Source organism: Vibrio sp. Isolate33 (assembly GCF_022397895.1).
In the GTDB taxonomy this organism is placed as follows: Bacteria; Pseudomonadota; Gammaproteobacteria; order Enterobacterales; family Vibrionaceae; genus Vibrio; species Vibrio pomeroyi.
Window position 1 is genome coordinate 31,470 of record NZ_JAKEUP010000021.1, and the last position, 25,988, is coordinate 57,457.

Annotated in this window: 25 protein-coding genes; 24 read left to right on the top strand and 1 reads right to left on the bottom strand. The window is 45.1% G+C overall.

All coding sequences use genetic code 11. The features are described 5' to 3' along the window. The first annotated feature begins 14 nt into the window (after nt 1-14). On the top strand, nt 15-962 hold the full coding sequence (gene secF, locus L1D37_RS20955) for a protein translocase subunit SecF (protein WP_086716169.1): 948 nt from the start codon (nt 15-17) through the stop codon (nt 960-962). 299 nt (nt 963-1,261) lie between these two features. Here secF and suhB read toward each other — a convergent pair whose 3' ends face one another. Further along, nucleotides 1,262-2,065: an inositol-1-monophosphatase gene (gene suhB / locus L1D37_RS20960; protein WP_017062520.1), complete on the bottom strand. Its 804-nt coding sequence runs from the start codon at nt 2,063-2,065 to the stop codon at nt 1,262-1,264. A 181-nt stretch (nt 2,066-2,246) separates the two neighbouring features. On the opposite strand from suhB, the gene trmJ reads away from it, so the two are divergent. The 23 genes from trmJ to urtB all read left to right on the top strand — a co-directional run bounded on the left by trmJ (nt 2,247) and on the right by urtB (nt 25,978). Beyond that, entirely contained in the window at nt 2,247-2,975 is a 729-nt protein-coding gene (gene trmJ / locus L1D37_RS20965; RefSeq protein ID WP_123301608.1) for a tRNA (cytosine(32)/uridine(32)-2'-O)-methyltransferase TrmJ, read from the top strand. A gap of 116 nt (nt 2,976-3,091) precedes the next feature. Beyond that, nucleotides 3,092-3,613 (top strand): Fe-S cluster assembly transcriptional regulator IscR, encoded by a 522-nt coding sequence (gene iscR / locus L1D37_RS20970; protein ID WP_010440512.1) that lies wholly within the window; start codon nt 3,092-3,094, stop codon nt 3,611-3,613. Between the two features lie 27 nt (nt 3,614-3,640). Then, nucleotides 3,641-4,855 carry an IscS subfamily cysteine desulfurase gene (locus L1D37_RS20975; RefSeq protein WP_017629866.1) on the top strand — a complete coding sequence of 405 codons (1,215 nt, stop codon included), beginning with the start codon at nt 3,641-3,643 and terminating at the stop codon, nt 4,853-4,855. 33 nt (nt 4,856-4,888) lie between these two features. Beyond that, on the top strand, nt 4,889-5,266 hold the full coding sequence (gene iscU, locus L1D37_RS20980; RefSeq protein ID WP_004735094.1) for a Fe-S cluster assembly scaffold IscU: 378 nt from the start codon (nt 4,889-4,891) through the stop codon (nt 5,264-5,266). 98 nt (nt 5,267-5,364) lie between these two features. Further along, a complete protein-coding gene (gene iscA, locus L1D37_RS20985) occupies nt 5,365-5,688 on the top strand; it encodes an iron-sulfur cluster assembly protein IscA (protein ID WP_010440519.1) in 324 nt (107 codons plus the stop codon). An 84-nt stretch (nt 5,689-5,772) separates the two neighbouring features. After that, complete coding sequence (gene hscB / locus L1D37_RS20990) at nt 5,773-6,288, top strand: co-chaperone HscB (RefSeq protein ID WP_017629865.1); 516 nt, start codon at nt 5,773-5,775, stop codon at nt 6,286-6,288. A 22-nt stretch (nt 6,289-6,310) separates the two neighbouring features. Then, a complete protein-coding gene (gene hscA / locus L1D37_RS20995) occupies nt 6,311-8,161 on the top strand; it encodes a Fe-S protein assembly chaperone HscA (protein ID WP_239849049.1) in 1,851 nt (616 codons plus the stop codon). 20 nt (nt 8,162-8,181) lie between these two features. Next, nucleotides 8,182-8,520, top strand: a complete 339-nt coding sequence (gene fdx / locus L1D37_RS21000; RefSeq protein ID WP_017629863.1) for an ISC system 2Fe-2S type ferredoxin — start codon at nt 8,182-8,184, stop codon at nt 8,518-8,520. 117 nt (nt 8,521-8,637) lie between these two features. Beyond that, entirely contained in the window at nt 8,638-8,838 is a 201-nt protein-coding gene (gene iscX / locus L1D37_RS21005; protein ID WP_004740335.1) for a Fe-S cluster assembly protein IscX, read from the top strand. Nucleotides 8,839-9,045: 207 nt separating this feature from the next. Beyond that, a complete protein-coding gene (gene pepB, locus L1D37_RS21010; RefSeq protein ID WP_017629862.1) occupies nt 9,046-10,341 on the top strand; it encodes an aminopeptidase PepB in 1,296 nt (431 codons plus the stop codon). A gap of 107 nt (nt 10,342-10,448) precedes the next feature. Next, entirely contained in the window at nt 10,449-10,883 is a 435-nt protein-coding gene (gene ndk, locus L1D37_RS21015; protein WP_008222758.1) for a nucleoside-diphosphate kinase, read from the top strand. A 625-nt stretch (nt 10,884-11,508) separates the two neighbouring features. Then, complete coding sequence (locus tag L1D37_RS21020; RefSeq protein ID WP_017629861.1) at nt 11,509-12,651, top strand: bifunctional tRNA (adenosine(37)-C2)-methyltransferase TrmG/ribosomal RNA large subunit methyltransferase RlmN; 1,143 nt, start codon at nt 11,509-11,511, stop codon at nt 12,649-12,651. A gap of 440 nt (nt 12,652-13,091) precedes the next feature. Continuing rightward, the gene (gene rodZ / locus L1D37_RS21025) at nt 13,092-14,042 is read left to right on the top strand and encodes a cytoskeleton protein RodZ (protein ID WP_239849050.1); all 951 of its coding nucleotides are present in this window, start codon (nt 13,092-13,094) and stop codon (nt 14,040-14,042) included. A gap of 7 nt (nt 14,043-14,049) precedes the next feature. Next, nucleotides 14,050-15,171: a flavodoxin-dependent (E)-4-hydroxy-3-methylbut-2-enyl-diphosphate synthase gene (gene ispG / locus L1D37_RS21030; RefSeq protein ID WP_017629859.1), complete on the top strand. Its 1,122-nt coding sequence runs from the start codon at nt 14,050-14,052 to the stop codon at nt 15,169-15,171. 70 nt (nt 15,172-15,241) lie between these two features. After that, nucleotides 15,242-16,510, top strand: a complete 1,269-nt coding sequence (hisS, locus tag L1D37_RS21035; RefSeq protein ID WP_017062514.1) for a histidine--tRNA ligase — start codon at nt 15,242-15,244, stop codon at nt 16,508-16,510. 80 nt (nt 16,511-16,590) lie between these two features. Then, entirely contained in the window at nt 16,591-17,205 is a 615-nt protein-coding gene (locus L1D37_RS21040; RefSeq protein WP_017062513.1) for a YfgM family protein, read from the top strand. A 10-nt stretch (nt 17,206-17,215) separates the two neighbouring features. Then, entirely contained in the window at nt 17,216-18,376 is a 1,161-nt protein-coding gene (bamB, locus tag L1D37_RS21045; protein ID WP_239849051.1) for an outer membrane protein assembly factor BamB, read from the top strand. Nucleotides 18,377-18,534: 158 nt separating this feature from the next. Continuing rightward, the gene (der, locus tag L1D37_RS21050; RefSeq protein WP_017629857.1) at nt 18,535-20,016 is read left to right on the top strand and encodes a ribosome biogenesis GTPase Der; all 1,482 of its coding nucleotides are present in this window, start codon (nt 18,535-18,537) and stop codon (nt 20,014-20,016) included. 133 nt (nt 20,017-20,149) lie between these two features. Further along, a complete protein-coding gene (locus L1D37_RS21055) occupies nt 20,150-21,052 on the top strand; it encodes an alanyl-tRNA editing protein (protein WP_239849052.1) in 903 nt (300 codons plus the stop codon). Nucleotides 21,053-21,341: 289 nt separating this feature from the next. Further along, a complete protein-coding gene (locus L1D37_RS21060; RefSeq protein WP_239849053.1) occupies nt 21,342-22,343 on the top strand; it encodes a sensor domain-containing diguanylate cyclase in 1,002 nt (333 codons plus the stop codon). Nucleotides 22,344-22,379: 36 nt separating this feature from the next. Beyond that, the gene (locus L1D37_RS21065) at nt 22,380-22,607 is read left to right on the top strand and encodes a zinc ribbon domain-containing protein (RefSeq protein WP_132743347.1); all 228 of its coding nucleotides are present in this window, start codon (nt 22,380-22,382) and stop codon (nt 22,605-22,607) included. Between the two features lie 295 nt (nt 22,608-22,902). Then, the gene (gene urtA, locus L1D37_RS21070; RefSeq protein ID WP_017629853.1) at nt 22,903-24,189 is read left to right on the top strand and encodes an urea ABC transporter substrate-binding protein; all 1,287 of its coding nucleotides are present in this window, start codon (nt 22,903-22,905) and stop codon (nt 24,187-24,189) included. Between the two features lie 160 nt (nt 24,190-24,349). Then, entirely contained in the window at nt 24,350-25,978 is a 1,629-nt protein-coding gene (urtB, locus tag L1D37_RS21075; RefSeq protein WP_239849054.1) for an urea ABC transporter permease subunit UrtB, read from the top strand. Nucleotides 25,979-25,988 lie beyond the last annotated feature (10 nt).

The following is a 25,988-nucleotide window of genomic DNA, read 5'->3' on the forward strand; positions in this document are numbered from 1 at the left end:
GGCTAGGAATTAATATGTTTCAGATTCTAAAAGCAGACAAAATGATCGACTTTATGCGTTGGTCAAAGGTTGCCTTTGTTTTTTCTATCTTGATGATTGGTACTGCTATCTTCACCCTAACAACGAAATCGTTGAACTGGGGTCTAGATTTTACTGGCGGTACTCTGATTGAAGTTGGCTTTGAACAACCAGCACACCTTCCTGATATCCGAAGTGCACTAGAAGCCGAAGGCTTTGGTGATGCAACAGTACAGAACTTCGGTTCAGCTCGTGATGTAATGGTTCGTTTACGTCCACGTGATGGCGTAGCGGGCGAGACACTTGGTAACCAGATCCTTTCTGCTATTGAGAGCGGTACTGGTGAGCAAGTTGAAATGCGTCGTATTGAGTTCGTTGGTCCTAACGTGGGTGATGAATTAACAGAAGCTGGTGGCCTTGCTATCCTAGTTTCTCTTATCTGTATCTTGATCTACGTATCAGTGCGATTTGAATGGCGTTTGGCAGCGGGTGCGGTATTAGCACTTGCGCATGATGTTATCATCACACTTGGTGTGTTCTCTCTAATGCAAATTGAGGTAGACCTTACCATCGTAGCAGCCTTGCTAACGGTAGTCGGTTACTCCCTCAACGATACCATCGTTGTATTCGACCGTATCCGTGAGAACTTCCGTAAGATGCGTAAGGGTGAAGCTCCTGAAGTACTGAACAGCTCAATCACACAAACATTGAGCCGTACATTGATCACTTCTGGTACCACGTTATTCGTAGTTATCGCACTGTTCGTTCAGGGCGGCGCTATGATTCACGGCTTCGCAACTGCACTTCTATTGGGTATTACGGTTGGTACTTACTCTTCTATCTACGTTGCATCTGCACTAGCTATGAAGTTGGGTATTACGCGTGAGCACCTAATGCCACCACAAGTGGAAAAAGAAGGTGAAGAGTTTGACGAAATGCCTTAGGCCTTGGCTTAACAAGTTTTGCTAAACCAAAAAAACCGCTAGGCAACTAGCGGTTTTTTTATGCCTGCATTTTGTAGGAAATCTCTAAAAATTGCAGTCGAGGTGAGTTGCACTTAATGTCATAAGCGATATTCTGCTCGCATCTCGCATCTCGCATCTCGCATCTCGCATCTCGCATCTCGCATCTCGCATCTCGCATCTCGCATCTTGGAATCGCAGATACGAAAAAGCCCCGCGATTGCGAGGCTTTGGAATTTCTGCTCTCCCTTGAAACAGGGAGCTTTAACGTAAGGCCTGAATTACTTCAGCATACCTTCGTTAGCGTTCTCACGAACGTGCTTAAGAATAGACTTAACACCACGTGCGCTTGAAGCAACAACATTACCAGAAGTCATGTAATCAGTACCGCCAGCGAAGTCAGTCATGATAGCACCAGCTTCACGAGCGATTAGGTCGCCAGCTGCTAGATCCCATGGCTTAAGGCCTAGTTCTAGGTAACCATCAACACGGCCAGCTGCTAGGTAACATAGGTCAAGAGCTGGAGAACCAGTGCGACGGAAGTCAGCACAGTCGATGAATAGACCAGAGATGATCTTCATGAAAGATTCAGAGTGTTGTTTTTGCTTGAATGGGAAACCAGTCGCTAGAACAGTACCTTGAAGGTCTTTAAGTTGAGTCACACGCATACGAGCGTTGTTAAGTTGAGCGCCAGCGCCACGTTGAGCTGTGAATAGCTCGTTTAGCATTGGGTCATAAACACAAGCAACTTCTGTACGACCGTTCATGCGAACAGCGATAGATACAGAGAAGTGAGGGAAACCTTTTACAAAGTTGTTGGTGCCATCTAGTGGGTCAACGATCCATTGTACGTCAGAGTCTTTACCTTCAGTCAGGCCTTTCTCTTCAGAAATAATGCTGTGCTCTGGGTAAGATGCTTTGATTGTCTCAATGATCATGTACTCAGCTTCTTGAGCAATGTTAGTAACGTAATCGTTGTTACCTTTTAGAGACGTTTCGATCTTATCAGTTGTTTCTAGAGATTTAGCAATATGGTTGCCAGCTTTACGCGCAGCGCGTATCGCAATGTTTAGCATTGGATGCATATGGTTTTTCCCACAAGATGTTAAAGAACAATTTAAAGCGGCGGCGAGTATACCAAAGTTTTACCAAAAGGGAAGTGGTTATTTTTTGAACTCTTGGTTTCACATTCCGCGAAGGGTCTGACCATTTTACTTTGCTATGTGTTAATATCTCGCGATTATTTTTAAAGTGGTGTCATATAGCATGTTAGACAATGTAAAAGTCGTTCTGGTTGGTACGTCTCATTCGGGAAATATCGGATCAGCAGCTCGCGCAATGAAAGTGATGGGTTTGAGTCAATTAGTTCTTGTAGACCCTCAATGTGAAGTTGACGAGCAGACCTTAGCACTGGCTGCTGGTGCAGGTGACATCGCAGAAAACGCGACGATTGTTTCTACTCTTGAAGAAGCAGTAAAAGACTGCGGTTTGGTTGTGGGTTCAAGTGCTCGTTCTCGTACGCTTGAATGGCCAATGCTTGAGCCTCGTGAATGTGGTGAAAAGTTTGCGGTTGAAGGTCAGAAGCACCCAGTAGCATTAGTCTTTGGTCGTGAGCGTACTGGCTTAACTAATGATGAACTGCAGAAGTGTCACTACCATGTATGTATTCCAGCTAACCCAGAATACAGCTCGCTAAACCTAGCAATGGCAGTACAGACACTCAGCTACGAAGTACGTGTTGCGCACCTTGATATGGTCGCTAGTCAATATCAGCCACAGCAACAAGATGAGTACCCACGTCACGACGAACTAGAAATGTTCTATGAACACCTTGAAAAAGTGATCATCGATACCCAATTTATCTCTAAGGATAAGCCGGGTCAGGTAATGAACAAGTTACGTCGTCTATTTAGCCGTGCTCGTCCAGAACTCCAAGAAATCAACACACTTCGCGGTATTTTGACTTCGATTGAGAAGAGCAAAAACGACAAATAAAGCCCATACAATAGTTAAGGGTGAATACCTGACTAAAATAGTCAACTAAATACTTGACCAATTTAGTCGGGTATGGGAAGATTCCAACCACATAAACAATGTGGATACGGTGTGATATGAAACTTACATCTAAAGGAAGATATGCGGTAACAGCTATGCTAGATGTAGCACTGCATTCGCAAAAAAGCCCAGTTCCTCTGGCTGATATTTCAGAGCGACAAGGCATCTCGTTATCTTACTTAGAGCAACTTTTTTCTAAGTTACGTAAAGCTGGCTTAGTTGCTAGTGTTCGCGGCCCTGGTGGTGGTTACCGTTTAGGTGCTGAAGCGAGCGACATCGCTGTTGGAACTGTGATTGCAGCAGTAGACGAATCAGTAGATGCGACTAAGTGTCACGGTCGAGCAGATTGCCAAGGTGGTAGTCGTTGTTTAACTCACACTCTATGGCGTGATTTAAGCTCCCGAATCAGCAGCTTCTTAAACGACATTACACTCGGTGAGCTAATGAAAGATAACGAAGTTTTAGAAATTTCTGATCGTCAAGATATCGATCTTGCGGTTAATAATGGTTTTGCACATAAAAATACGAGCACTACAACGATTAGTGCAGCACCTCACGGTGTTAATGCCCGCTCTTAGCGGTCAGTTTTTACATTGGAGTAGAAAATGAAACTGCCTATTTACTTTGACTATTCAGCTACATGCCCAGTCGATCCACGAGTTGCTGAGAAAATGGTTCAGTGCATGACGATGGACGGTAACTTCGGTAACCCTGCATCTCGTTCACACCGTTACGGCTGGCAGGCAGAAGAAGCAGTAGATAATGCTCGTGAGCAAATTGCTGACCTACTAAATGCAGACCCACGTGAAATTGTTTTCACTTCAGGTGCTACAGAGTCAGATAACCTTGCGATTAAAGGTGCAGCGCACTTTTACGAGAAGAAAGGTAAGCACGTAATTACGTGCAAAACAGAACATAAAGCGGTTCTTGATCCATGTCGCCAACTAGAGCGTGAAGGTTTTGAGGTAACTTACCTTGAGCCAGAAGCAAACGGCATCATCGATCTAGACAAGCTACAAGCTGCAATGCGTGAAGATACTGTTCTAGTTTCTATCATGCACGTTAACAACGAGATTGGTGTAATCCAAGATATCTCTGCAATCGGCGAACTATGTCGTTCACGCAAGATCATCTTCCACGTTGATGCGGCTCAGTCTGCGGGCAAAATCCCACTAGACGTGCAAGAGATGAAAGTTGATCTAATCTCACTTTCAGCTCACAAAATGTACGGCCCTAAAGGTATCGGTGCACTTTACGTTCGTCGTAAGCCACGTATTCGTCTTGAAGCGCAAATGCACGGCGGCGGTCATGAGCGTGGTTTCCGTTCAGGTACGCTTGCTACTCACCAAATCGTGGGTATGGGCGAAGCTTGTGCTGTTGCTAAGCAAGACATGCAGAAAGATTACGATCACGCACTAGCACTTCGTGAGCGCCTATTGAAAGGTGTTCAAGATCTAGAAGCGGTAACGGTAAACGGTGATTTAGACCAACGTGTACCACACAACCTAAACGTGAGCTTTGCTTTCGTTGAAGGTGAGTCTCTGCTTATGTCTCTAAAAGACCTAGCGGTATCATCAGGTTCTGCATGTACATCAGCAAGCCTAGAGCCTTCATACGTTCTTCGTGCTCTTGGTCTGAACGATGAACTGGCACACAGCTCAGTACGTTTCTCATTCGGCCGTTTCACAACGGAAGAAGAAATCGACTACGCGATTGCACAAATTCGTGTAGCGGTAAACAAATTACGCGACATGTCTCCTCTATGGGATATGTATAAAGAAGGGATTGATTTGAACACTGTTGAGTGGGCTCATCACTAATCTCACGGAAATAGAGGATTCGAGGTAACTATCATGGCATATAGCGAAAAAGTAATTGATCACTACGAAAACCCACGTAACGTAGGTTCGTTTGATAAAGAAGACCCAAGTGTAGGTAGCGGCATGGTTGGCGCACCAGCTTGTGGTGACGTAATGAAACTGCAAATCAAAGTATCTGCAGAAGGTATTATTGAAGACGCAAAATTCAAGACTTACGGTTGCGGTAGCGCAATCGCTTCTAGCTCACTAGTAACTGAGTGGGTTAAAGGTAAAAGCATTGATGAAGCAGCGGCTATCAAAAACTCTGAAATTGCAGAAGAACTAGAGTTGCCACCAGTGAAAGTTCACTGTTCAATTCTTGCTGAAGATGCAATCAAAGCAGCAGTTGCGGATTACAAAAAGAAGCACTAATCGCTTCTACAAGGTAATCACTTCAAAAAAGTAATATTTGGGAGCATCCTTTGTGCTCCCCCTGAGTTCTCAATTTATATAAAACACAAGGTTGTAGTATGGCCATCACCATGACAGATACGGCAGCAAGCCGAGTTCAAGCTTTCCTAGATAACCGAGGTAAAGGTATCGGGTTGCGCTTAGCGGTAAAAACTACTGGCTGTTCAGGTATGGCGTATGTACTGGAATTCGTCGACGAGCTTAACGAAGAAGACGAAGTGTTCGAGCATTCAGGTGTTAAGGTCATCATTGATCCAAAGAGCCTAGTTTACCTAGACGGTACTGAGCTTGATTACGTAAAAGAAGGCCTAAACGAAGGTTTTGAATTCAACAACCCGAACGCGAAAGGCGAATGTGGTTGTGGTGAGAGCTTCAATGTATAAACGCCTCAATCGTTGAGCGTTTATAGTGAGCGAAGAATAAAATTAGGCTCTGTTTAAAGAGCCTAAACTTAGGACCACCGTTACATGAATCATTTCGAATTATTTGGGCTACCACTTCAGTTTCAACTGGATGGTAGCCTTCTTTCTTCTCAGTTTAGAGATCTGCAACGCCAATTCCACCCTGATAAATTTGCCACAGCTTCTGAGCGTGATCGCCTATTAGCCGTGCAAAAAGCTGCGCAAATTAACGATGCGTACCAGGTGTTGAAGAATCCAATCAGCCGAGCTGAATACCTGTTAGTGCAACATGGTGAGGATATTCGCGGCGAGCAGCAGACCATGCAAGATCCAATGTTCCTAATGGAGCAAATGGAATTGCGTGAAGAGCTTGAAGACATCGCCGACAGTTCTGATCCTGAAGATGCATTGTTTGCATTTGAAGGAAAGGTTAGCAAAATGTATAAACAACAATTAAGCGCTATCCAACAAGAACTCGACAGCGAAGCTTGGTTAGAAGCTGCAGACCGAGTAAGAAAGCTTAAGTTTATTGCAAAATTAAAGAATGAAATCGAATTAGTTGAAGATCGTCTGATCGGCTAGTTCGTATAACAAGGACACATCCATGGCACTACTTCAGATTGCAGAACCAGGGCAAAGCGCCGCTCCTCACCAGCACAAGCTTGCTGTGGGTATTGATTTAGGTACAACAAACTCATTGGTTGCGGCAGTGCGCAGTGGTGAGGCGAGCACGCTCGTTGATCAACAAGGTCGCAGTATTCTGCCTTCCGTTGTTCACTATACGTCAGAGTCGCACACGACTGGTGATGAAGCTCGTGCAAATGCACAGACTGATCCTAAAAATACCATTATCTCGGTGAAGCGATTAATCGGTCGTTCATTGTCAGATATCCAACAGCGATACCCGTCTCTGCCATATCAGTTTGAAGAAAGTGATAATGGTCTGCCTGTGATTCGCACAGAACAAGGCAACAAGAACCCAATTCAAGTATCTGCAGACATTCTGCGAGCGCTAGGTCAACGTGCTGAGTCTACATTAGGTGGCGAGCTATCTGGTGCTGTGATTACCGTTCCTGCGTACTTCGATGATGCACAGCGTGCAGGTACGAAAGACGCGGCACAACTTGCTGGTCTCCACGTGTTACGTCTTCTTAATGAACCTACTGCGGCAGCGATTGCTTACGGTTTGGATTCAGGTAAAGAGGGCGTTATCGCGGTTTACGACTTAGGTGGCGGTACGTTTGATATCTCTATCTTGCGCCTATCTAAAGGTGTTTTTGAAGTGCTAGCAACAGGCGGTGACTCTGCACTAGGCGGCGACGACTTTGATCATTTAGTAGCTGATCATTTTCAAGAGCAAATGGGCTTATCAGAGCTTACAGCAGAACAGAACCGTATTCTTCTTGATGCAGCAACAGAAGCAAAGATTGGTTTATCTGAAGCAGAAAGTGTTGATGTTGACGTGTTGGGTTGGTCTGGTTCATTAACTCGCGAAGAGTTTGAAGAGATCATCAAGCCGCTTGTGAAGAAAACATTGCTTTCATGCCGTCGTGCTTTGAAAGATGCAGAAGTTGACGCTGACGAAGTGCTAGAAGTCGTGATGGTGGGTGGTTCTACTCGTACATTGCTTGTACGTGAAATGGTCGGTGACTTCTTTGGTCGCACGCCGTTAACCAGCATTAACCCTGATGAAGTGGTTGCGATTGGCGCATCAATTCAAGCAGACATTCTAGTTGGCAACAAGCCAGACTCTGAAATGCTACTTCTGGACGTTATTCCTTTATCGCTCGGTATCGAAACTATGGGTGGCTTGGTCGAAAAGATCATCCCTCGTAATACCACGATCCCTGTCGCTCGCGCGCAAGAATTTACCACGTTCAAAGACGGTCAAACTGCAATGACAGTGCATACCGTTCAAGGCGAACGTGAGATGGTCGACGACTGTCGTTCATTGGCTCGTTTTGCTCTAAAAGGCATTCCACCAATGGCTGCTGGCGCGGCGCATATTCGAGTGACTTACCAAGTTGATGCTGATGGCCTGCTATCGGTTACGGCTATGGAGAAGAGCACGGGTGTTCAAGCTGAAATCCAAGTTAAACCTTCTTACGGCCTAAGCGATGATGAAGTTGCGAACATGCTGAAAGACTCAATGACGTTCGCAAAAGAAGACATGCAAGCGCGTGCTCTTGCTGAACAACGCGTAGAAGCGGATCGCGTGATCGAAGGCCTTATTGCTGCGATGCAAGCTGACGGCGACGAACTGCTTAACGAACAAGAAAAGCAGCAGCTGCTACAAGCGATTGAAACACTCATCGAAGTGCGTAATGGCGACAGCGCTGATGCCATTGAAGTAGAAATTAAGAATACCGACAAAGCGAGCCAAGACTTTGCTTCTCGTCGTATGGATAAATCAATTCGTGCTGCACTGTCAGGTCAGTCAGTCGATAATATTTAATAGTTAGAGAATAGATAAACATGCCAAAGATTATTGTTTTACCTCACGAAGATCTATGTCCAGAAGGCGCTGTTTTAGAAGCAAAAACTGGTGAGACGGTTCTTGATGTTGCATTGAAGGCCGGTATTGGTATTGAACACGCATGTGAAAAATCGTGTGCATGTACAACATGTCACGTCGTGATTCGTGAAGGCTTCGATTCTTTAGAAGAGAGTGATGACCTAGAAGATGACATGCTAGATAAGGCATGGGGCTTAGAGATGGAATCTCGCCTTGGTTGCCAAGCAAAAGTGGCTAATGAAGATCTTGTAGTAGAGATTCCAAAGTACACATTGAACCTAGCGTCTGAAGATCACTAAGAACTTCTCTACAGTCATGGTGGTTTCGCTATGACTGAGATAACGGTTTAACAAAACTGGCCTAGAATATAGATCATAAAGGTGACCAAGCGTCGCTAATAAATATAAGGAAGTGTTATGAGCTTGAAGTGGATTGATTCGCGAGACATCGCAATTGAGCTATGTGATTTGTACCCTGATACTGATCCTAAAACGGTACGTTTTACCGATCTGCATCAATGGGTGCTAGACCTTGAAGAGTTTGATGACGAGCCTAACCACTCGAATGAAAAAATCTTAGAGGCTATTATTTTGTGCTGGATGGATGAGATGGATTAATCCTCTCATCTAATGATTTGGTCATGGGTTGGAATCACTCCAATATAAAACGCAGCCAAGTTAACAATTCTTACCAAAAAAAGCGGACCTTATGGTCCGTTTTTTTATCAAAATGACATTTTCATCCTACATAATGCTAACATCAGTGCGCTAATAAAAAAATAATCAGAATCACACACTCAAAGTGGTTCGTGACAAGGAGAAATCATGTCTACACAGATGTCAGTATTTTTAAGTCAAGAAGCTGCCCAGCCTCAGTGGGGAGCAAGAGCTATTTTATCGTTCTCAGAAGCGGGAGCGACAATTCACATTGGTGAAGGCCACGATCTAGGCGCAGTTCAACGTGCTGGTCGTACGCTTGACGGACAAGGTATCGCATTCGTTTCACTTCGTGGTGAAGGTTGGGATCTAGAAAGCGTTTGGGCTTTTTACCAAGGCTACCGTGGACCAAAGAAAAAGAATGCATTGGAATGGGATGCACTTTCAGAAGCCGACCAAGCTGAGCTAGAAGCTCGCATCCGTGCTACTGATTGGACGCGTGACATTATCAACAAAACTGCTGAAGAAGTGGCTCCTCGTCAACTTGCGACAATGGCTGCTGAATACATCAAATCAGTGGCGCCAGCGGGCACAGTAAAAGCAAAAATCGTTAAAGACAAAGATCTCCTAACTGAAGGTTGGGAAGGCATCTATGCGGTAGGCCGTGGCTCTGAGCGTACATCAGCAATGCTACAACTGGATTTCAACCCAACAGGTGACGAAAACGCACCCGTGTTTGCATGTCTAGTGGGTAAAGGTATTACTTTTGACTCAGGCGGTTACAGCATCAAGCCAGGTCAATTCATGACAGCAATGAAGGCTGACATGGGCGGAGCAGCAACGATTACTGGTGGCTTGGGTCTAGCGATTGAACGCGGCCTGAACAAGCGTATCAAGCTTATCCTATGTTGTGCAGAGAACATGATCTCTGGTCGGGCATTGAAGCTTGGCGACATCATTACTTACAAAAATGGTAAGACAGTTGAGATCATGAACACCGATGCAGAAGGACGTTTAGTTCTAGCTGATGGCTTGATGTACGCAAGCGCACAAAACCCTGAGCTTATCATCGACTGTGCAACGCTAACTGGCGCTGCTAAGAATGCACTGGGTAACGATTATCACGCACTACTAAGTTTCGATGATGAGTTGTCTCACCAAGCGCTAACAGCGGCAAACCAAGAGAAAGAAGGCCTATGGCCATTGCCTCTTGCCGATTTCCACCGTGGTATGTTGCCTTCAAACTTTGCTGATCTTTCAAACATCAGCACGGGCGATTACACGCCGGGTGCAAGTACAGCAGCTGCGTTCCTTTCTTACTTCGTAGATGACTACAAAAAAGGTTGGATTCACATGGATTGCGCGGGTACTTACCGTAAATCAGCAAGTGATAAATGGGCTGCAGGCGCAACGGGTATGGGTGTTCGCACACTGGCTCGTCTTCTTGTTGACCAAGCAAAATAATAATAAGAGTGAGCGGTATTTCGGTGCCGCTCATTCCTAAAGCTCAGATCGAAAGATCTCAGTAATTTCAGTATTTAATAACAAAAAAATGAAGTGAAGGAATCCCTATGGCTCTAGAAAGAACGTTCTCAATTGTTAAGCCAGATGCAGTTAAGCGTAACCTTGTTGGTGAAATCTACCACCGTATCGAAAAAGCAGGCCTAGAAATTATTGCTGCTAAAATGGTTCGTCTAACTGAAGAGCAAGCGAGTGGCTTCTACGCAGAACATGAAGGTAAAGAATTCTTTGGTCCGCTAAAAGAGTTCATGACTTCTGGTCCTATCATGGTTCAAGTACTTGAAGGCGAAAACGCAATCGCTCGTTACCGTGAACTTATGGGTAAAACTAACCCAGAAGAAGCGGCGTGCGGCACTATTCGTGCTGACTACGCAATCAGCATGCGTTACAACTCAGTACACGGCAGCGACAGCCCTGAGTCTGCAGCTCGCGAAATCGAATTCTTCTTCCCAGAATCTGAAATTTGCCCGCGTCCAGCTCAATAATCGGCACAGCAAATCATTCTAAAGGCTTCACTTCGGTGAGGCCTTTTTTGTAAGTAGACTTTGCGTTCTTGAGAATCAACTTAGTCGTCATTCCCGATAGCGACGGAGGAGTGTAATCGGGAATCTCTGTTTGCTGTTGGAGATTCCAGATACCTCGTCCCTCAGTTCTGGAATGACGAGGTGTTTGGGGTATCACGACCGCGTGGCGATGAACGGAAAGTTAGTGAGGAAGTCTTCACGTCATTCCCGAAAGTGACGAAGGAGCGCAAGCGGGAATCTCTGTTAGCTGTTGGTGATTCCAGATACCTCGTTCCTCGGTTCTGGAATGACGGGCTTTGAGGAACTCGTGACCTGGTGACGATGAATTGCGGGGGCTACAATCTCGTAGTAAATCTTACCGAGCTGTTGGAGATTATTTACGTCATTCCCGAAAGCGACAGAGGAGTGTAATCGGGAATCTTTTCTTTAGATTGGGTAATCTCAAGCCGATAAATACAATTGTGCAATTTTTAATCGCTTAAGTTTGAATGTCTTAATAAACACAGGGTTTTACAGTGCTTGTTGAAGTTGCGTAAAGCCTGTACAATTCGCGCCCTTAATTATTGTTCCGTCATTGAGAGGCATCATGACCACAGCTAAAGTCAATCTACTCGATTTTGATCGTAAAGGTCTTCGTAAATTTTTCACAGAAGAACTGAATGAGAAAGCGTTTCGAGCAGAGCAAGTGATGAAGTGGATTTATCACTTCGGTGTCGATGACTTCGAACAGATGAACAACATCAACAAAAAACTGCGTGAAAAACTTCAACGTCGTTGTGAGATTGTTGCACCTGTTGTTTCTGAAGCTCAACACTCTTCAGATGGCACAATTAAATGGGCGATGAGCGTTGGCGACCAAGACGTTGAAACGGTATACATCCCAGATGGCGACCGTGCGACGCTGTGTGTATCTTCACAGGTTGGTTGTGCACTTGAATGTAAGTTCTGCTCTACAGCTCAACAAGGCTTTAACCGTAACCTAAAAGTTTCAGAGATTGTTGGCCAAATCTGGCGTGCATCTCGCGAAATCGGCCTAGAGAAAGAAACAGGTCGTCGTCCAATTACTAACGTCGTAATGATGGGTATGGGTGAGCCTCTATTGAACATGAAGAACCTAATGCCATCATTAGAAATCATGCTTGATGACCTAGGCTTTGCACTGTCTAAGCGTCGTGTAACTGTATCAACTTCTGGTGTTGTTTCTGGCCTTGACCAAATGACTGACAACATCGATGTGGCACTGGCTATTTCTCTACACGCGCCAAACGATGAACTTCGTAGCCAAATCATGCCAATCAACGATCGTTGGGATATTCAAGACTTCCTAGCGTCTGTTCGTCGTTACATTGCATCTTCAAATGCTAACCGCGGTAAAGTAACGGTTGAGTACGTGCTATTGGATCATGTGAATGACGATATGGACCACGCTCGTGAACTTGCTGAGTTAATGAAAGATACGCCATGTAAGATCAACCTGATTCCATTTAACCCTTACCCGGGTTCGCCATACAAGAAGCCAAGCAATTCTCGTATTGACCGCTTCCAAAAAACGCTGATGGAATACAACTACACAGTAACCGTTCGTAAGACTCGTGGTGATGATATTGATGCCGCATGTGGTCAGTTAGTTGGTGATGTGATTGATAGAACCAAACGCACCAAAATGATCAAAGCAGCCTCAGAAGCGAACTTGATTGCCGGTGGTGTGATTGAAGTAAAAGCGGTATAAAACGCTAATTAAACTTAAACAAGCCAGAAGTCTTACTTCTGGCTTGTTGCTTTTCTGGGGTATGGTTTTTCTATTTTTGGACTTCTTGCCCACGCTTTCTTACATTTTTCGTCAAATTTTGGACAAAACCATGAGCTGACGGTAAATTTTGTTTAAAGTGTTTTTGCCTTGTAATGGCATTAGCTTATGATTAACTAATCTTAAATTAATTTAAGTGCTCGCTTGCTACTGATCATCAATATGTCTATTTAGGTTGGCTACTTGATAAACTAGCTTCCTGAGAAGGTCACCCATAACACTATGCGTGACGTTCGTCTTTAAGGGTTGATGATTTAGGTAACAGGAAAAATTCCACATAAAGTGGGTTGTTAGATTGAGCTTAAACGACAATAAAAACCGCTCTCGTCAACCTGCGATAATACTTTAGAAGTTCACTCTCTATGAACACAGAACACGAAACACAAACGCAAGAAACGATTGCTCCTGCTTTAGAAGCGGGAACGCTGCTTAAGAACAAGCGCGAATCTCTTGGTTTAACGCAAAAGCAGATTTCAGACCGCCTGAAACTTCGTATTACGTTGATCCAGCAAATTGAAGAAAACCAATTCGAATCAGACCAAGTCGCAACGTTCATGCGTGGTTACATTCGTTCATACGCGAAATACGTCAATCTTGATGAAAAAGTGGTGCTGAGCGCGCTTCATCACGCTGGTGATGCTCAACATCAAGAGCAAGAAATGCTGAGCTTTTCTCGTAAAACAAAAACCGAGAAGCACAACAGCCGAATTATGATCCTTACTTGGAGCATTTTTGCTGTGATTGCTGGTATCTCTTCACTTTGGTGGTGGCAGAACCAACAACAAGACACGCTATCTCAATCTCTCGTGAATACTGAAAGCTCAGAAGAGCTCACAGTAGAAGAGTCTCTTGATCCTGAGTTTGCTTCTTTAGAAGTGATTGAAGCGGAACAAAACGACGCTGCTGCTTCTGTTATCGAAGACACTGAAGGCCTTACTGCAATCAGTGACGCGGCAGACATTTCAGAGGCGTTAACGCAAGCTGATGAGACTGACGCACAATCAGCAACAGAAACTGCAGCAGTAGTTTCTGCTGAGCCAAAAGCGGTTGAAGCAGACGCTGCTCCTGAAGCTGTAGCGAACGAGTTAGTGATGCAGTTTTCTGCTGATTGCTGGATCCAAGTAAAAGATGCAACAGGTAAAACCCTGTCGACTGGCATCAAAAAAGCAGGTCAGTCATTAAATCTATCAGGAACTGCGCCATATAAAGTGATTCTAGGTGCGCCAGAGGGCGTATCAATGACATTTGCAAGTGAACCTGTCGACCTTTCTGGGTATACTTCAGGCAAAGTAGCCAGAATAACCTTACCTTAGAGTTAATATGCAACACGAATCTCCTATTATTCGTCGCAAATCAACCCGTATTTATGTGGGTGATGTGCCGATCGGTGATGGTGCACCAATTGCTGTGCAATCCATGACCAACACAAGAACAACAGATGTAGCCGCGACCGTTGCTCAAATTCGAGCTTTGGAAAAAGTTGGCGCTGATATCGTTCGCGTATCTGTACCGACTATGGATGCGGCTGAAGCCTTTAAGCTAATCAAGCAGCAGGTCTCTGTTCCTTTGGTTGCTGACATTCACTTCGACTACCGTATTGCTCTTAAAGTGGCAGAGTACGGCGTTGACTGTCTGCGTATCAACCCAGGTAACATCGGTAACGAAAGCCGTATCCGCTCTGTTGTTGATTGTGCACGCGATATGAATATTCCGATTCGTATTGGTGTTAACGGCGGTTCTCTTGAAAAAGAGATCCAAGAGAAATACACAGAACCTACAGCAGAAGCACTTGTTGAATCAGCAATGCGTCATGTAGATATCCTAGACCGTCTGAACTTTGATCAATTTAAAGTCAGCGTTAAGGCTTCTGACGTATTCCTAGCCGTCGGTTCTTACCGTTTGCTGGCTAAGCAGATTGATCAACCACTTCACCTTGGTATCACCGAAGCAGGTGGTGCACGTGCTGGTGCAGTTAAGTCTTCTGTTGGTTTAGGTATGCTTCTTTCTGAAGGTATCGGCGATACGCTACGTATCTCGCTAGCCGCTGATCCAGTTGAAGAGATCAAAGTTGGCTTTGATATTCTTAAATCTTTGCGCATTCGCTCGCGTGGCATCAACTTCATTGCGTGTCCAAGCTGTTCTCGTCAAGAGTTCGATGTTATTAACACCGTTAATGCCCTTGAAGAGCGCCTAGAAGACGTTATCACCCCAATGGATGTATCAATCATCGGTTGTGTGGTTAACGGCCCTGGTGAAGCTGAAGTGTCTCACTTAGGTTTAGCGGGTAGTGCACGTAAGAGTGCCTTCTACGAAGACGGTAAGCGTCAGAAAGAGCGTTTTGACAACGATGACCTTGTCGACAAGCTTGAAGCGAAGATCCGAGCAAAAGCGTCAGTGCTTGATAAAGCAAATCGCATTGATGTAGAAAACTTAGAAGATTAATACAACGCGATGGGGTGTGATTGTCTATTCGCACTAACACCTGGTCGTGAGAAATTACGGAATAAATACTGTGGCTAAAAATATCCAAGCAATTCGAGGCATGAACGACTGCCTTCCAACTCAATCACCACTGTGGCAGAAAGTAGAAAGCGCAGTTAAAAACGTGGTGAGCGCATACGGTTACAACGAAGTACGTATGCCTATCGTTGAAGAAACGAACCTATTTAGCCGTGCGGTTGGTGAAGAGACTGACGTTGTTTCTAAAGAAATGTACACCTTTGATGACCGTAATGGCGATAGCCTAACGCTACGTCCAGAAGGCACAGCAGGTTGTGTACGTTCATGTATTCAAAACAGCCTTATCAACCGTGATGAACAGCGCCTATGGTACATGGGTCCAATGTTCCGTCACGAGCGTCCTCAAAAAGGTCGTTACCGTCAATTCCACCAATGTGGTGTGGAAGTGTTTGGCCTAGACGGTCCAGACGTAGACGCAGAACTTATCATGATGACAGCACGTCTATGGCGTGAACTAGGTATCGATAAGCACGTTCGCCTAGAGCTGAACTCAATCGGTTCTCAAGAAGATCGCGTAAGCTACCGCACTGCGTTAGTGGCTTTCCTTGAGCAACACATCGATGTGCTAGATGAAGACTGCAAACGTCGTATGCACACCAACCCGCTTCGTGTACTAGATACTAAGAACCCAGACGTTCAAGCTATCTTAGGTGACGCACCTCGACTATCTGAATATCTAGGTGAAGAATCGAAGCAACATTTTGCTGGTTTGTGTGAACTTCTTGACGCAGTTGGTATCGAATACCAAGTTAATGAACGTCTAGTACGTGGCCTGGATTACTACAACCGCACTGTATTTGAGTGGATCACTGACAGCCTTGGTGCACAAGGTACAGTATGTGGCGGCGGTCGTTACGATGGTCTTGTTGAGCAACTGGGCGGCAAAGCAACCAATGCAGTTGGTTTCGCGATGGGTCTAGAGCGTCTGGTTCTGATGATGGAAACGCTAGAGCTAACAGAAGTTCGCCGTAGCGTTGATGTTTACGTAGTTGCTGCTGGCGAAGGTACGATGATCGCGGGCATGCAGTTAGCGAATCAATTACGCGACACCGTTGAAGGCGTGCGTGTAATGAACCACTTCGGTGGTGGTAACTTCAAGAAGCAATTTAAACGTGCTGACAAAGTAGGTGCTGTTGTAGCGCTTGTACTTGGTGAGAACGAAGTTGCTGACAATACAGTAGTGCTAAAAGATTTGGTTGGCGGCGAGCAAGAAACCGTGTCTCAAACGGAAGTTGCAGAGAAAGTTGCTGCGCTAATCTAATTAGCCCTTGAGCAAACGCTCATAATGAATACTAACGTCAGCACTATGCTGGCGTTTAAAGAATTTAAAGAGGACAGGAAGTGGAACTTTACGATAGCGAAGAGCAACAGGTTGAAGCCATTAAAGATTGGTGGAAAGAGAACGGTAAAGCCGTAATCTTTGGTGCGGTTATTGGTTTAGGTGGCCTATTTGGCTGGCGCTATTACCAAGATTCAGTAGTTGAAGCGCGTGAAGCAGCTTCAGAAAGCTACACCTCTGTAATTTCAGCTCTTGATGTTAAGGGCGTTGATGCTCAATCTGATATTCAAGCTTTCATCGACGCGAACAAAGACGCTGAGTACTCAGTACTTGCTGCTATGCAACTAGCAAAAGTACAAGTACAAGCAGGCGATCTAGCGGCGGCACTTGAACAGCTAGAGTGGGCAAAATCGGCAACTAAGGACGCGGCACTTGCGCCACTACTTACTTACCGTGTTGCACGTATCAAAGCTGAGCAAGGCGAATTTGACGCAGCATTGACTGACCTTGCGGCAATGACAGACGAATCTTGGAAAGGCCGTGTTGCTGAATTACGCGGTGATATTTCACTTCGTAAAGGCGACACTGACGCAGCATACAGTGCTTACACAGAAGCACAGCAAGCAGTTGATGCTAGCCAAACGCTTCAAATCAAACTTGACGACCTAGCTAAATAAGGCGCTTTGAATGAAGAAGATGTTTCCAAAAGCGGCGTTATGTGCGATTGCTCTTGGCCTACTAGCTGGCTGTGCAGGTGAAGAAGACACCGTAATCATGGCTCCAGTACCAACAGTAAACAGCGAGTTCACTCCTAAACAGGAATGGTCTACGTCGGTTGGTGATGGTGTTGGCCACTACTTTTCAAAACTAACGCCTGAATTGGCTTACGACAAAGTGTTTGTTGCAAGCCGTGAAGGTCTCGTTAAGGCGCTTGATCCTGAAACAGGTAAAGATCTGTGGAAAGTAGATCTTGAGAAAGAAGTACTGGCTCGTTTGTCTGGCGGCTTAACCGCAGCTTACGGCAAAGTGTTTGTTGGTTCTGAAAATGGCGAAGTGATCGCGATGGACGAATCGACAGGTGAAGAACTGTGGCGTGTATCAGTGAACGGTGAGGTGCTTGCATCTCCTGCGACTGAAAGCAACATGGTACTGATTCACACCAGTCGCGGCATGATGATCGCACTAGACCAAGAAAGCGGCGAACAGAAGTGGACAATCAGCACTGAAGTTCCGAGTCTAACACTGCGTGGCGACAGCACACCTGTTGCGGTTTCTGGTGGTGTATTCTGGGGCACAGCCAATGGTCGTTTAGCAGCTGCTATCGTGGACCGTGGTCAGCTTATTTGGCAACAGCCAGTAGGTACGCCAAAAGGTGCTACGGAAATTGATCGCTTGGTGGATGTTGATGCATCACCAGTTGTTCTTGGCGGCACACTATATACCGTAGGTATCAATGGTCAGCTTATCGCTATCGACCTTCGTTCTGGTAAGCCAGTTTGGAAGCGTAACTACTCGTCTGCGATTGATTTAGCAAGTGACGGTAGTCGTTTGTTCGTTGTGACCGACAAAGACCATGTGGTTGCGGTTGATGCGCGTAGTGGTACAGAACTGTGGAGCACTCCACTGTTAGAAAACCGCTTACTGACAGCACCTGCTATTATTAATGGTTATGTAGTCGTGGGTGACACCGAAGGTTATCTGCACTGGTTAGATCGTTCATCGGGTGAGTTTGTTGCTCAACAGCTAGTCGATGATAGCGGCTTTGCGGTTGCACCAATTGAATTACCTGAAGGCTACTTAGTGACGACTCGCAATGGCGATGTAAAGAAACTGACGATTAGCCAATAAAAGCGTGATATAATTCACAGTCGGCTCCTGGTTGGTAACAGCCAGGAGCCGTTTTGTTGTTAAAAATTAATAAACCGTGTGGTTATAGGTAAGAGTTTAAACTTGCGAACAAGTGCTTACCTATAACTACATTTAGAGAAGAAATTGTAGAGGTTGTTATGGTACCTGTTGTTGCTCTAGTAGGGCGTCCGAACGTAGGTAAATCTACGTTATTTAACCGATTGACTCGAACTCGTGATGCATTGGTTGCGGATTTCCCTGGCTTAACGCGTGACCGTAAATACGGCCATGCTCATTTTAGCGAGCATGACTTTATTGTTATTGACACTGGTGGTATCGATGGTACTGAAGAAGGTGTTGAAACTAAAATGGCTGAACAGTCGCTAGCGGCGATTGATGAAGCTGATGTTGTTCTATTTATGGTAGATGGCCGTGCTGGTCTAACACCATCTGACGTAGCGATTGCTAAGCACCTTCGTCAGCTAGAAAAGCCTTCAATGCTAGTAGTAAACAAGGTTGACGGTATCGACCCTGATGCCGCAAGTGCTGACTTCTGGCAACTAGGCGTAGAAGACATGTATCAAATCGCGGCTGCACACGGTCGTGGTGTAACAGCGCTGATTGATCTTGCTCTTAACCCGTTCGCAGAAGCATTAAAAGCGGAAAATGGCGAAGTAAGCGATTTAACTGAGTTTGAAGACGAAGAAGAAGAGCAGGTTGAATTTACAGAAGAAGAAGCTGAAGAAGAATTCAAGCGTCTTCAAGATCAACCAATCAAGCTAGCGATCATTGGTCGCCCTAACGTAGGTAAATCAACACTAACTAACCGTATTCTTGGTGAAGAGCGTGTGGTTGTTTACGATATGCCTGGTACGACGCGTGACTCTATCTACATCCCAATGCAGCGTGACGAGCGTGAATACGTTCTGATCGATACTGCGGGTGTTCGTCGTCGTAAGAACATCAACGAAACGGTAGAGAAGTTCTCAGTAGTTAAAACGCTGAAAGCAATTGAAGATGCTAACGTTGTATTGCTGCTTATCGATGCTCGTGAAAACATCTCTGATCAAGATCTAAGCTTGTTAGGCTTTGCGTTGAACGCAGGTCGTTCAATCGTGATTGCGGTAAACAAGTGGGATGGCCTAGATAACGACGTTAAAGAGCGCGTTAAGAAAGAGCTAGACCGCCGTTTAGGTTTCGTTGATTTCGCACGTATTCACTTTATCTCTGCACTTCACGGTACAGGTGTTGGTCACTTGTTTGAGTCTGTTCAAGAAGCTTACAAGTCAGCGACGACTCGTGTTGGTACTTCTGTTCTAACTCGTATCATGAAAATGGCAACGGATGATCACCAACCGCCTATGGTTCGTGGCCGTCGTGTGAAACTGAAATACGCGCACGCTGGTGGCTATAACCCACCAATTATCGTTATCCACGGTAACCAAGTACGTAACTTGCCAGATTCATACAAACGATTCTTGATGAACTACTACCGTCGTTCACTAGAGATTATGGGTACACCAATTCGCATTCAATTCCAGAACAGCGAGAACCCATTTGAAGCTAAGACTAACAAGCTGACAATCTCTCAAGAGCGTAAACGTAAGCGTATGATGAGCATGGTTAAAGGCCGTAAATAGTCCTTTCCAATAGATTTGATACCCGAGCCTGTCTCGGGTATTTTTTTAAGCAAAATTCACGTTAATCCATAACGGCACATTTTTGTTTCGCTGTGGCTTAACGAATCAGACTAGATTTCAAAAGAAGAACAATATGACCACTAGCGATTTGATTACACAAGCTGAAGCAATCACGCCAACCATTACTCAATTCTGTCATCAAGCGTGGCAACTGACGGCGAAAGCGTTGTATGTAGAAAGCGATAGCAATAAGACCTACCTGGTCACTGATGTGACGCCTTTTCACCCTGTAAGTCATATTTGGCCTGATCATCCGGCAGACCAAGGCTTTGTGACTGTTGGTGACGTTCAATATCCAGTGGAAGAGTGCCTTGTTGGTGCAATAGAACAATCTACTGGCAAACTTCACATCGCAGCAGATATTCCTGTTAAGCGTGATACGGAAGGTTGGGCGTTTGTGGTTGTCCACCAGCTACCGGTATCTGCTTCTATGATTAATGTTAACGACGAAGTAGTGTTGTCGGTAGATAAAGCGTATCAAGCAAGCTTGAGTCGTGGTCACAGTGCTGGCCACATTGCTTTCTTAGCGTTGAATAAAGTATTGGCTGAGAGCTACTGGCGCAAAGATGCCGACAGAAAGGATCCGCTTGGCAGCTACGACTTTAATAGTTACGCACAAGTGACCAGCTTTGTGACTCCTGAGCTATGTACTGATAAGTATCGTTTGGGTAAAACATTGAAGAAGCGCGGCTTGAACGTTGCAGACATGCTTGCAAACCTTGAAGGTATCGAAGCCGACATTAACCAGATGATTTCAGGCTGGCTCGCACAGTCGACTCCAGTGGTGATGAGACTGGAAGGTGAGGCGCTCACTGACTCTCGTTACTGGGAATGGCAACTGGATGCTGAGACGTTGGTGTCGATTCCGTGTGGTGGTACTCACATCGAGAACACCTCAGAGCTTAATGCATTATCGGTTAAATTAACCCAGTTAGATGACCAACACATTGAAATGCTGACGCATGTAATTCGATGATTTAGGTTACAGATCGAAATGGCTTGTGCTGTTTATTCTATTTTTATATGTCACCTTTGATATAAATGACTATTTAAAATTGAAATGCAGCACATGTAACTTATGCTTTCGGTGTGTGGTGATATAAATATTCTTTTTGGGGTAGATCGCTGATCAAAATAGATAAAGCGAAAGATCAACCTATGATCTTCGGTTGTGTGTGGTACTAACTTAGTGTGTTATTATTAACCAATAACAAGCTTGCATAAGAACAGGCTGTACCCAATTACATAATTGAAAGCTTTAGTGAATGGAACAACAATTTTTATTAGAAGGCCACCGAGCAGTCAATAGTTTGCTTCGGAAGCTTGCCCTTGGGATGGATCGCAAGGACTTAAACCATAAGATCATTCAGCTTACTGAGCAGCTTTTTGGTCAGCGTATGGCTTCAATCTTACTGCTCAACTCCGAGTCAAATACTCTGCATCTTGAATATGCCCCGAATCTACCTGATTTTTATAATCAACAGATAGAAGGAGTCGGCATTGGTGCCGGGATTGGTTCTTGTGGTGAGGCGGCGGCGCTTAAAAAGGCCGTTATGATCTCCAATATTAATACACACCCAAATTGGGCACCTTTCTTAGCCTTAACCAATCAAGCCAATCTTCATGCGTGCTGGTCAGTGCCAATCATCTCTTCACATGGTCATGTATTAGGTACCTTCGCGATTTACAGCCAATATGTTTCTGAGCCGCATGAGTTTGAACTAGAGATCTTAGAGTTACTAGCGTCTCTGTATTCAGTCGCACTAGAAAAGTATGAGTTGGAGAATCAACTCAACTTTTTTGCCAATCGCGACTCTTTGACACATAGTTTGAATCGTCGAGCCTTATTGAGAGAAGCTGAGCAAGTGTTAACCAAGCGCTGTTTTGGACAAAAGGTGATGGCGTGCTTGTTTGTTGATGTCGATAAATTCAAATCAATCAACGACACCTATGGTCATAGCTTTGGTGATGATGTGCTGTTAGCGGTTGCCAAAGTACTGGATGAGGCGACCACAGCCTGTGCCAAGATCGGGCGTTATGGTGGTGATGAGTTTGTGGTGTTCTCTTGCTTTGACGATCAAGAAAGCGTGCTTAAATTTTATCGAAGCTTAGAAAGAACCTTGGATCAGGCTCTTTATATCAACGACACTCAATTTGCGGTCAGTGTAGGGCTTTCTTACGAGAAAGATCCTGAGTCGTTAGAAGCTTTGATCGCACAAGCTGATAAGAACATGTACCAAATCAAGCAAGCTAAGTCTCAGCAGTAGTAGATTGTAAAAATAGTAGTGAATTAGGAAATGCTAATGAGTGAAAATATCTGCCCTAAGTGCCAGTCAGAGTTAGGCTGGGATGGTAAATATCACTGTGAAAGTTGTCAGGCTCACTTTACCAAAGTTGGGTTCTGCCCAGAGTGCAGTAGCCAGCTAGAGAAGCTTCAAGCCTGTGGTGCTGCCAGTTATTTTTGTAATGGTGACTGTAACGAGCTTAAATCTAAGTCGAGAGTAAAATTCGAGTTCCAAGCTGCGGACTAGCTTGAAAGCGAGAAGGTTAAGTATCGCAATCCATACAATTTAATAGAGGCCTAATACCTATGTATTGGGCCTTTTTTGTATCCATTGTGCGGTTATGTCTCATCTTGGTTCATTCTTATCGTCGCTGCACCAGTATGAAACATAGTTACATGATTGCTATGCACGCTATTGGTGTGAATGGTTTTTTAGTTCCATAAATACAATGACTTATAAATTTAGTGGTTAATTTTTAAGTTTGGCACTCTTCTTGTTACTCTGTAATTGAATAACAAAAATACAATTATGGAGTACTATCATGAACAAGGTGTTCAATTTATCGCTAGCTGCACTGTGTACAACACTTTCATTTTCTTCTGCATCAGTGCTTGCGGCTGACGAGACCATCAAGGTCGGCGTTCTACATTCACTGTCCGGCACCATGGCGATCAGTGAAACCACGCTAAAAGATACCGTGCTAATGCTCATCGAAGAGCAGAACAAAAAGGGCGGCTTGCTGGGTAAAAAGCTAGAGCCTGTGGTTGTCGACCCTGCGTCAAACTGGCCTCTATTTGCAGAAAAAGCCCGTGAGCTGATCGAAAAAGAGAAGGTCGATGTGGTCTTCGGTGGTTGGACATCGGTATCGCGTAAATCGATGCTGCCGGTATTTGAAGAGCTTAACAGCATCCTCTTCTACCCAGTTCAATATGAAGGTGAAGAGTCGTCTAAAAACGTTTTCTACACCGGCGCTGCGCCAAACCAACAAGCAATTCCTGCTGTGGATTACTTGATGGAAGAGCTTGAAGTTGAACGTTGGGTACTAGCAGGCACCGATTACGTTTACCCACGCACGACCAACAAGATCCTTGAAGCCTACCTAAAAGATAAAGGTGTCGCAGAAGAAGACATCATGATCAACTACACGCCATTTGGTCACTCCGATTGGCAGTCTATCGTTTCAGACATTAAAAAGTTCGGTGAAGCAGGCAAGAAAACCGCTGTGGTTTCTACTGTGAACGGCGATGCGAACGTACCTTTCTACAAAGAGCTTGGCGCTCAAGGCATTTCATCTGAAGACATCCCAGTGATTGCATTCTCTGTTGGTGAAGAAGAGCTGTCAGGTATGGATACTGAACCACTGGTTGGTCATCTAGCGGCTTGGAACTACTTCATGAGTGTTGATACCGAAGCCAATGAAGAGTTCGTTGAAACGTGGCAGTCGTTCATCAAGAGTGAAAAGCGTGTCACCAACGATCCAATGGAAGCGCACTATGTTGGCTTCAATATGTGGGCGCAAGCGGTAACCAACGCGGGCACAACTGATCCTGAATCTGTACAAGATGCCTTGATTGGCGTGTCTGTTCCTAACCTTTCTGGCGGCTACTCCACCATGCTGCCAAACCACCACATCACTAAACCTGTCCTGATCGGTGAAATCCAAGACGATGGTCAATTCGATATCGTTTGGGAAACCACGGGTCTTGTTGCGGGTGATGCTTGGTCTAGTTACTTACCTGAATCAGCGAAGCTGTTTTCTAGCTGGTCTAAGCCATTCTCATGTGGTGCGTTTAACGTCGAAACCAAGAAGTGTTCTGGCGGTAACTAGAGCGTTAATTTAGGAATATTGAGCCTTCTTGTTTGGGAAGAGCGTCTCTGTTTAAGAGGTGAAGCAAACGGAAGGCTCATCGTTTCAACTAACAATAATTCTCCACATGTCCACTGAGCAAAAATAACAATATCTAGCTCGATGGATTAAGGAAGCAGGGATGAAAAACGTATTGAACGTATTTAAGGCGCTATTGCTTATGGCAGTCAGTGCTCAGTTGGCTTTTGCTGGAATAACGGATGAAGTTAGCTTTACCAAGGCGCTAGTTGGTAAGAAAACATCGGATAAAGAATTGGCTATCGATTGGGTTATTGAGGCACAAACGGAAGATGTGTCGAAACCTATTTTGGATGGCTGGTTAAACGGTAATCTCTATTATTTCAATGATAAACAGAGCGAGCAGTACAACCAGCTTTACCTGATTCAAAGCATTAAAACGGCAACCGAGGCTCAGTCGGTATGGGATGAATCAAGCCTCAGTATCGAGAATGCTAGACAGTTCAAAAAAGTTCGCGTGAACAACAAGCTTCGCGGGATCTTGCGTGGGGAAATTGCCTCGATTGGACTGAACAGCAGTAACCCAGATGTGCGTTATAAAGCGGTTCTGGATCTGCTCGGTACCAAAGATTCCGACATTATCGATCGTTTAGCTGTACTCAGAACCAGTGAATCGGATGGCAAAGTCGCTGAGTTGATGGACTTGTCGTTAGCTATTTTCACTTCTCTTGATAAGAGTACCGCGGTTGATGATCGTGTGGCTTCGATTGACCGAGTCGGTGACTTCAAACATTCAGTAGTACTCAAAACCTTGAATCAATTGCTCAACAGCGAACAAGACCCAAAAGTCTTGGCGGCAGCAGAGAGAGCGATGGATGATTATCAACAGAGCCAAGCACTGTACTCGGGTGTTGAGACCGTGTTCTTTGGCTTGAGTTTGGGCTCTGTGTTGGTGCTAGCAGGCATTGGCTTGGCGATCACTTTTGGTGTAATGGGTGTGATTAACATGGCCCATGGCGAGCTGATCATGATTGGCGCTTACACCACCTATGTATTACAACTGTTAATGCCGAATCATATCGGTTTAGCGCTGATTCTCTCTATTCCGGCTGCGTTTATTGTGTCTGGCTTAGTGGGCATTGCGATAGAGCGCAGTGTGATTCGTCATCTTTACGGTCGCCCATTGGAAACCTTGCTTGCGACCTTCGGTATTAGCTTGATCTTGCAGCAAGCCGTTCGTTCTATTTTCTCTCCTTTGAACCGCTCAGTAAGCACACCTGAATGGATGTCTGGTGCACTTCAATTGAATCCAATGTTGTCTCTGACCTACAACCGTTTATATATCATCTTGTTCTGTGGTTTGGTGTTTATGGGCTTGTTAATGGTTCTGAAAAAGACACCGCTAGGTTTACAGGTTCGTGCCGTTTCTCAAAACCGTGGTATGGCGCGTGCGATGGGCATTCGCTCTGAACGAGTTGATGCGATGACCTTTGGCTTAGGGTCTGGCGTGGCGGGTGTTGCCGGTGTAGCACTGTCTCAATTGACTAACGTTGGCCCTAATATGGGGCAAGCGTACATCATTGATTCTTTCATGGTGGTGGTGTTTGGCGGAGTCGGCAACTTGTGGGGAACATTAGTCGCAGGTCTGAGCCTTGGTTTGTTCAATAAGATCTTAGAGCCATGGGCTGGCGCAGTACTTGCCAAGATTCTAGTACTGGTTTTCATCATTTTATTTATTCAAAAACGCCCACGCGGATTGTTCCCGCAACGTGGTCGTGCGGCTGAAGGTTAAGGACAACATC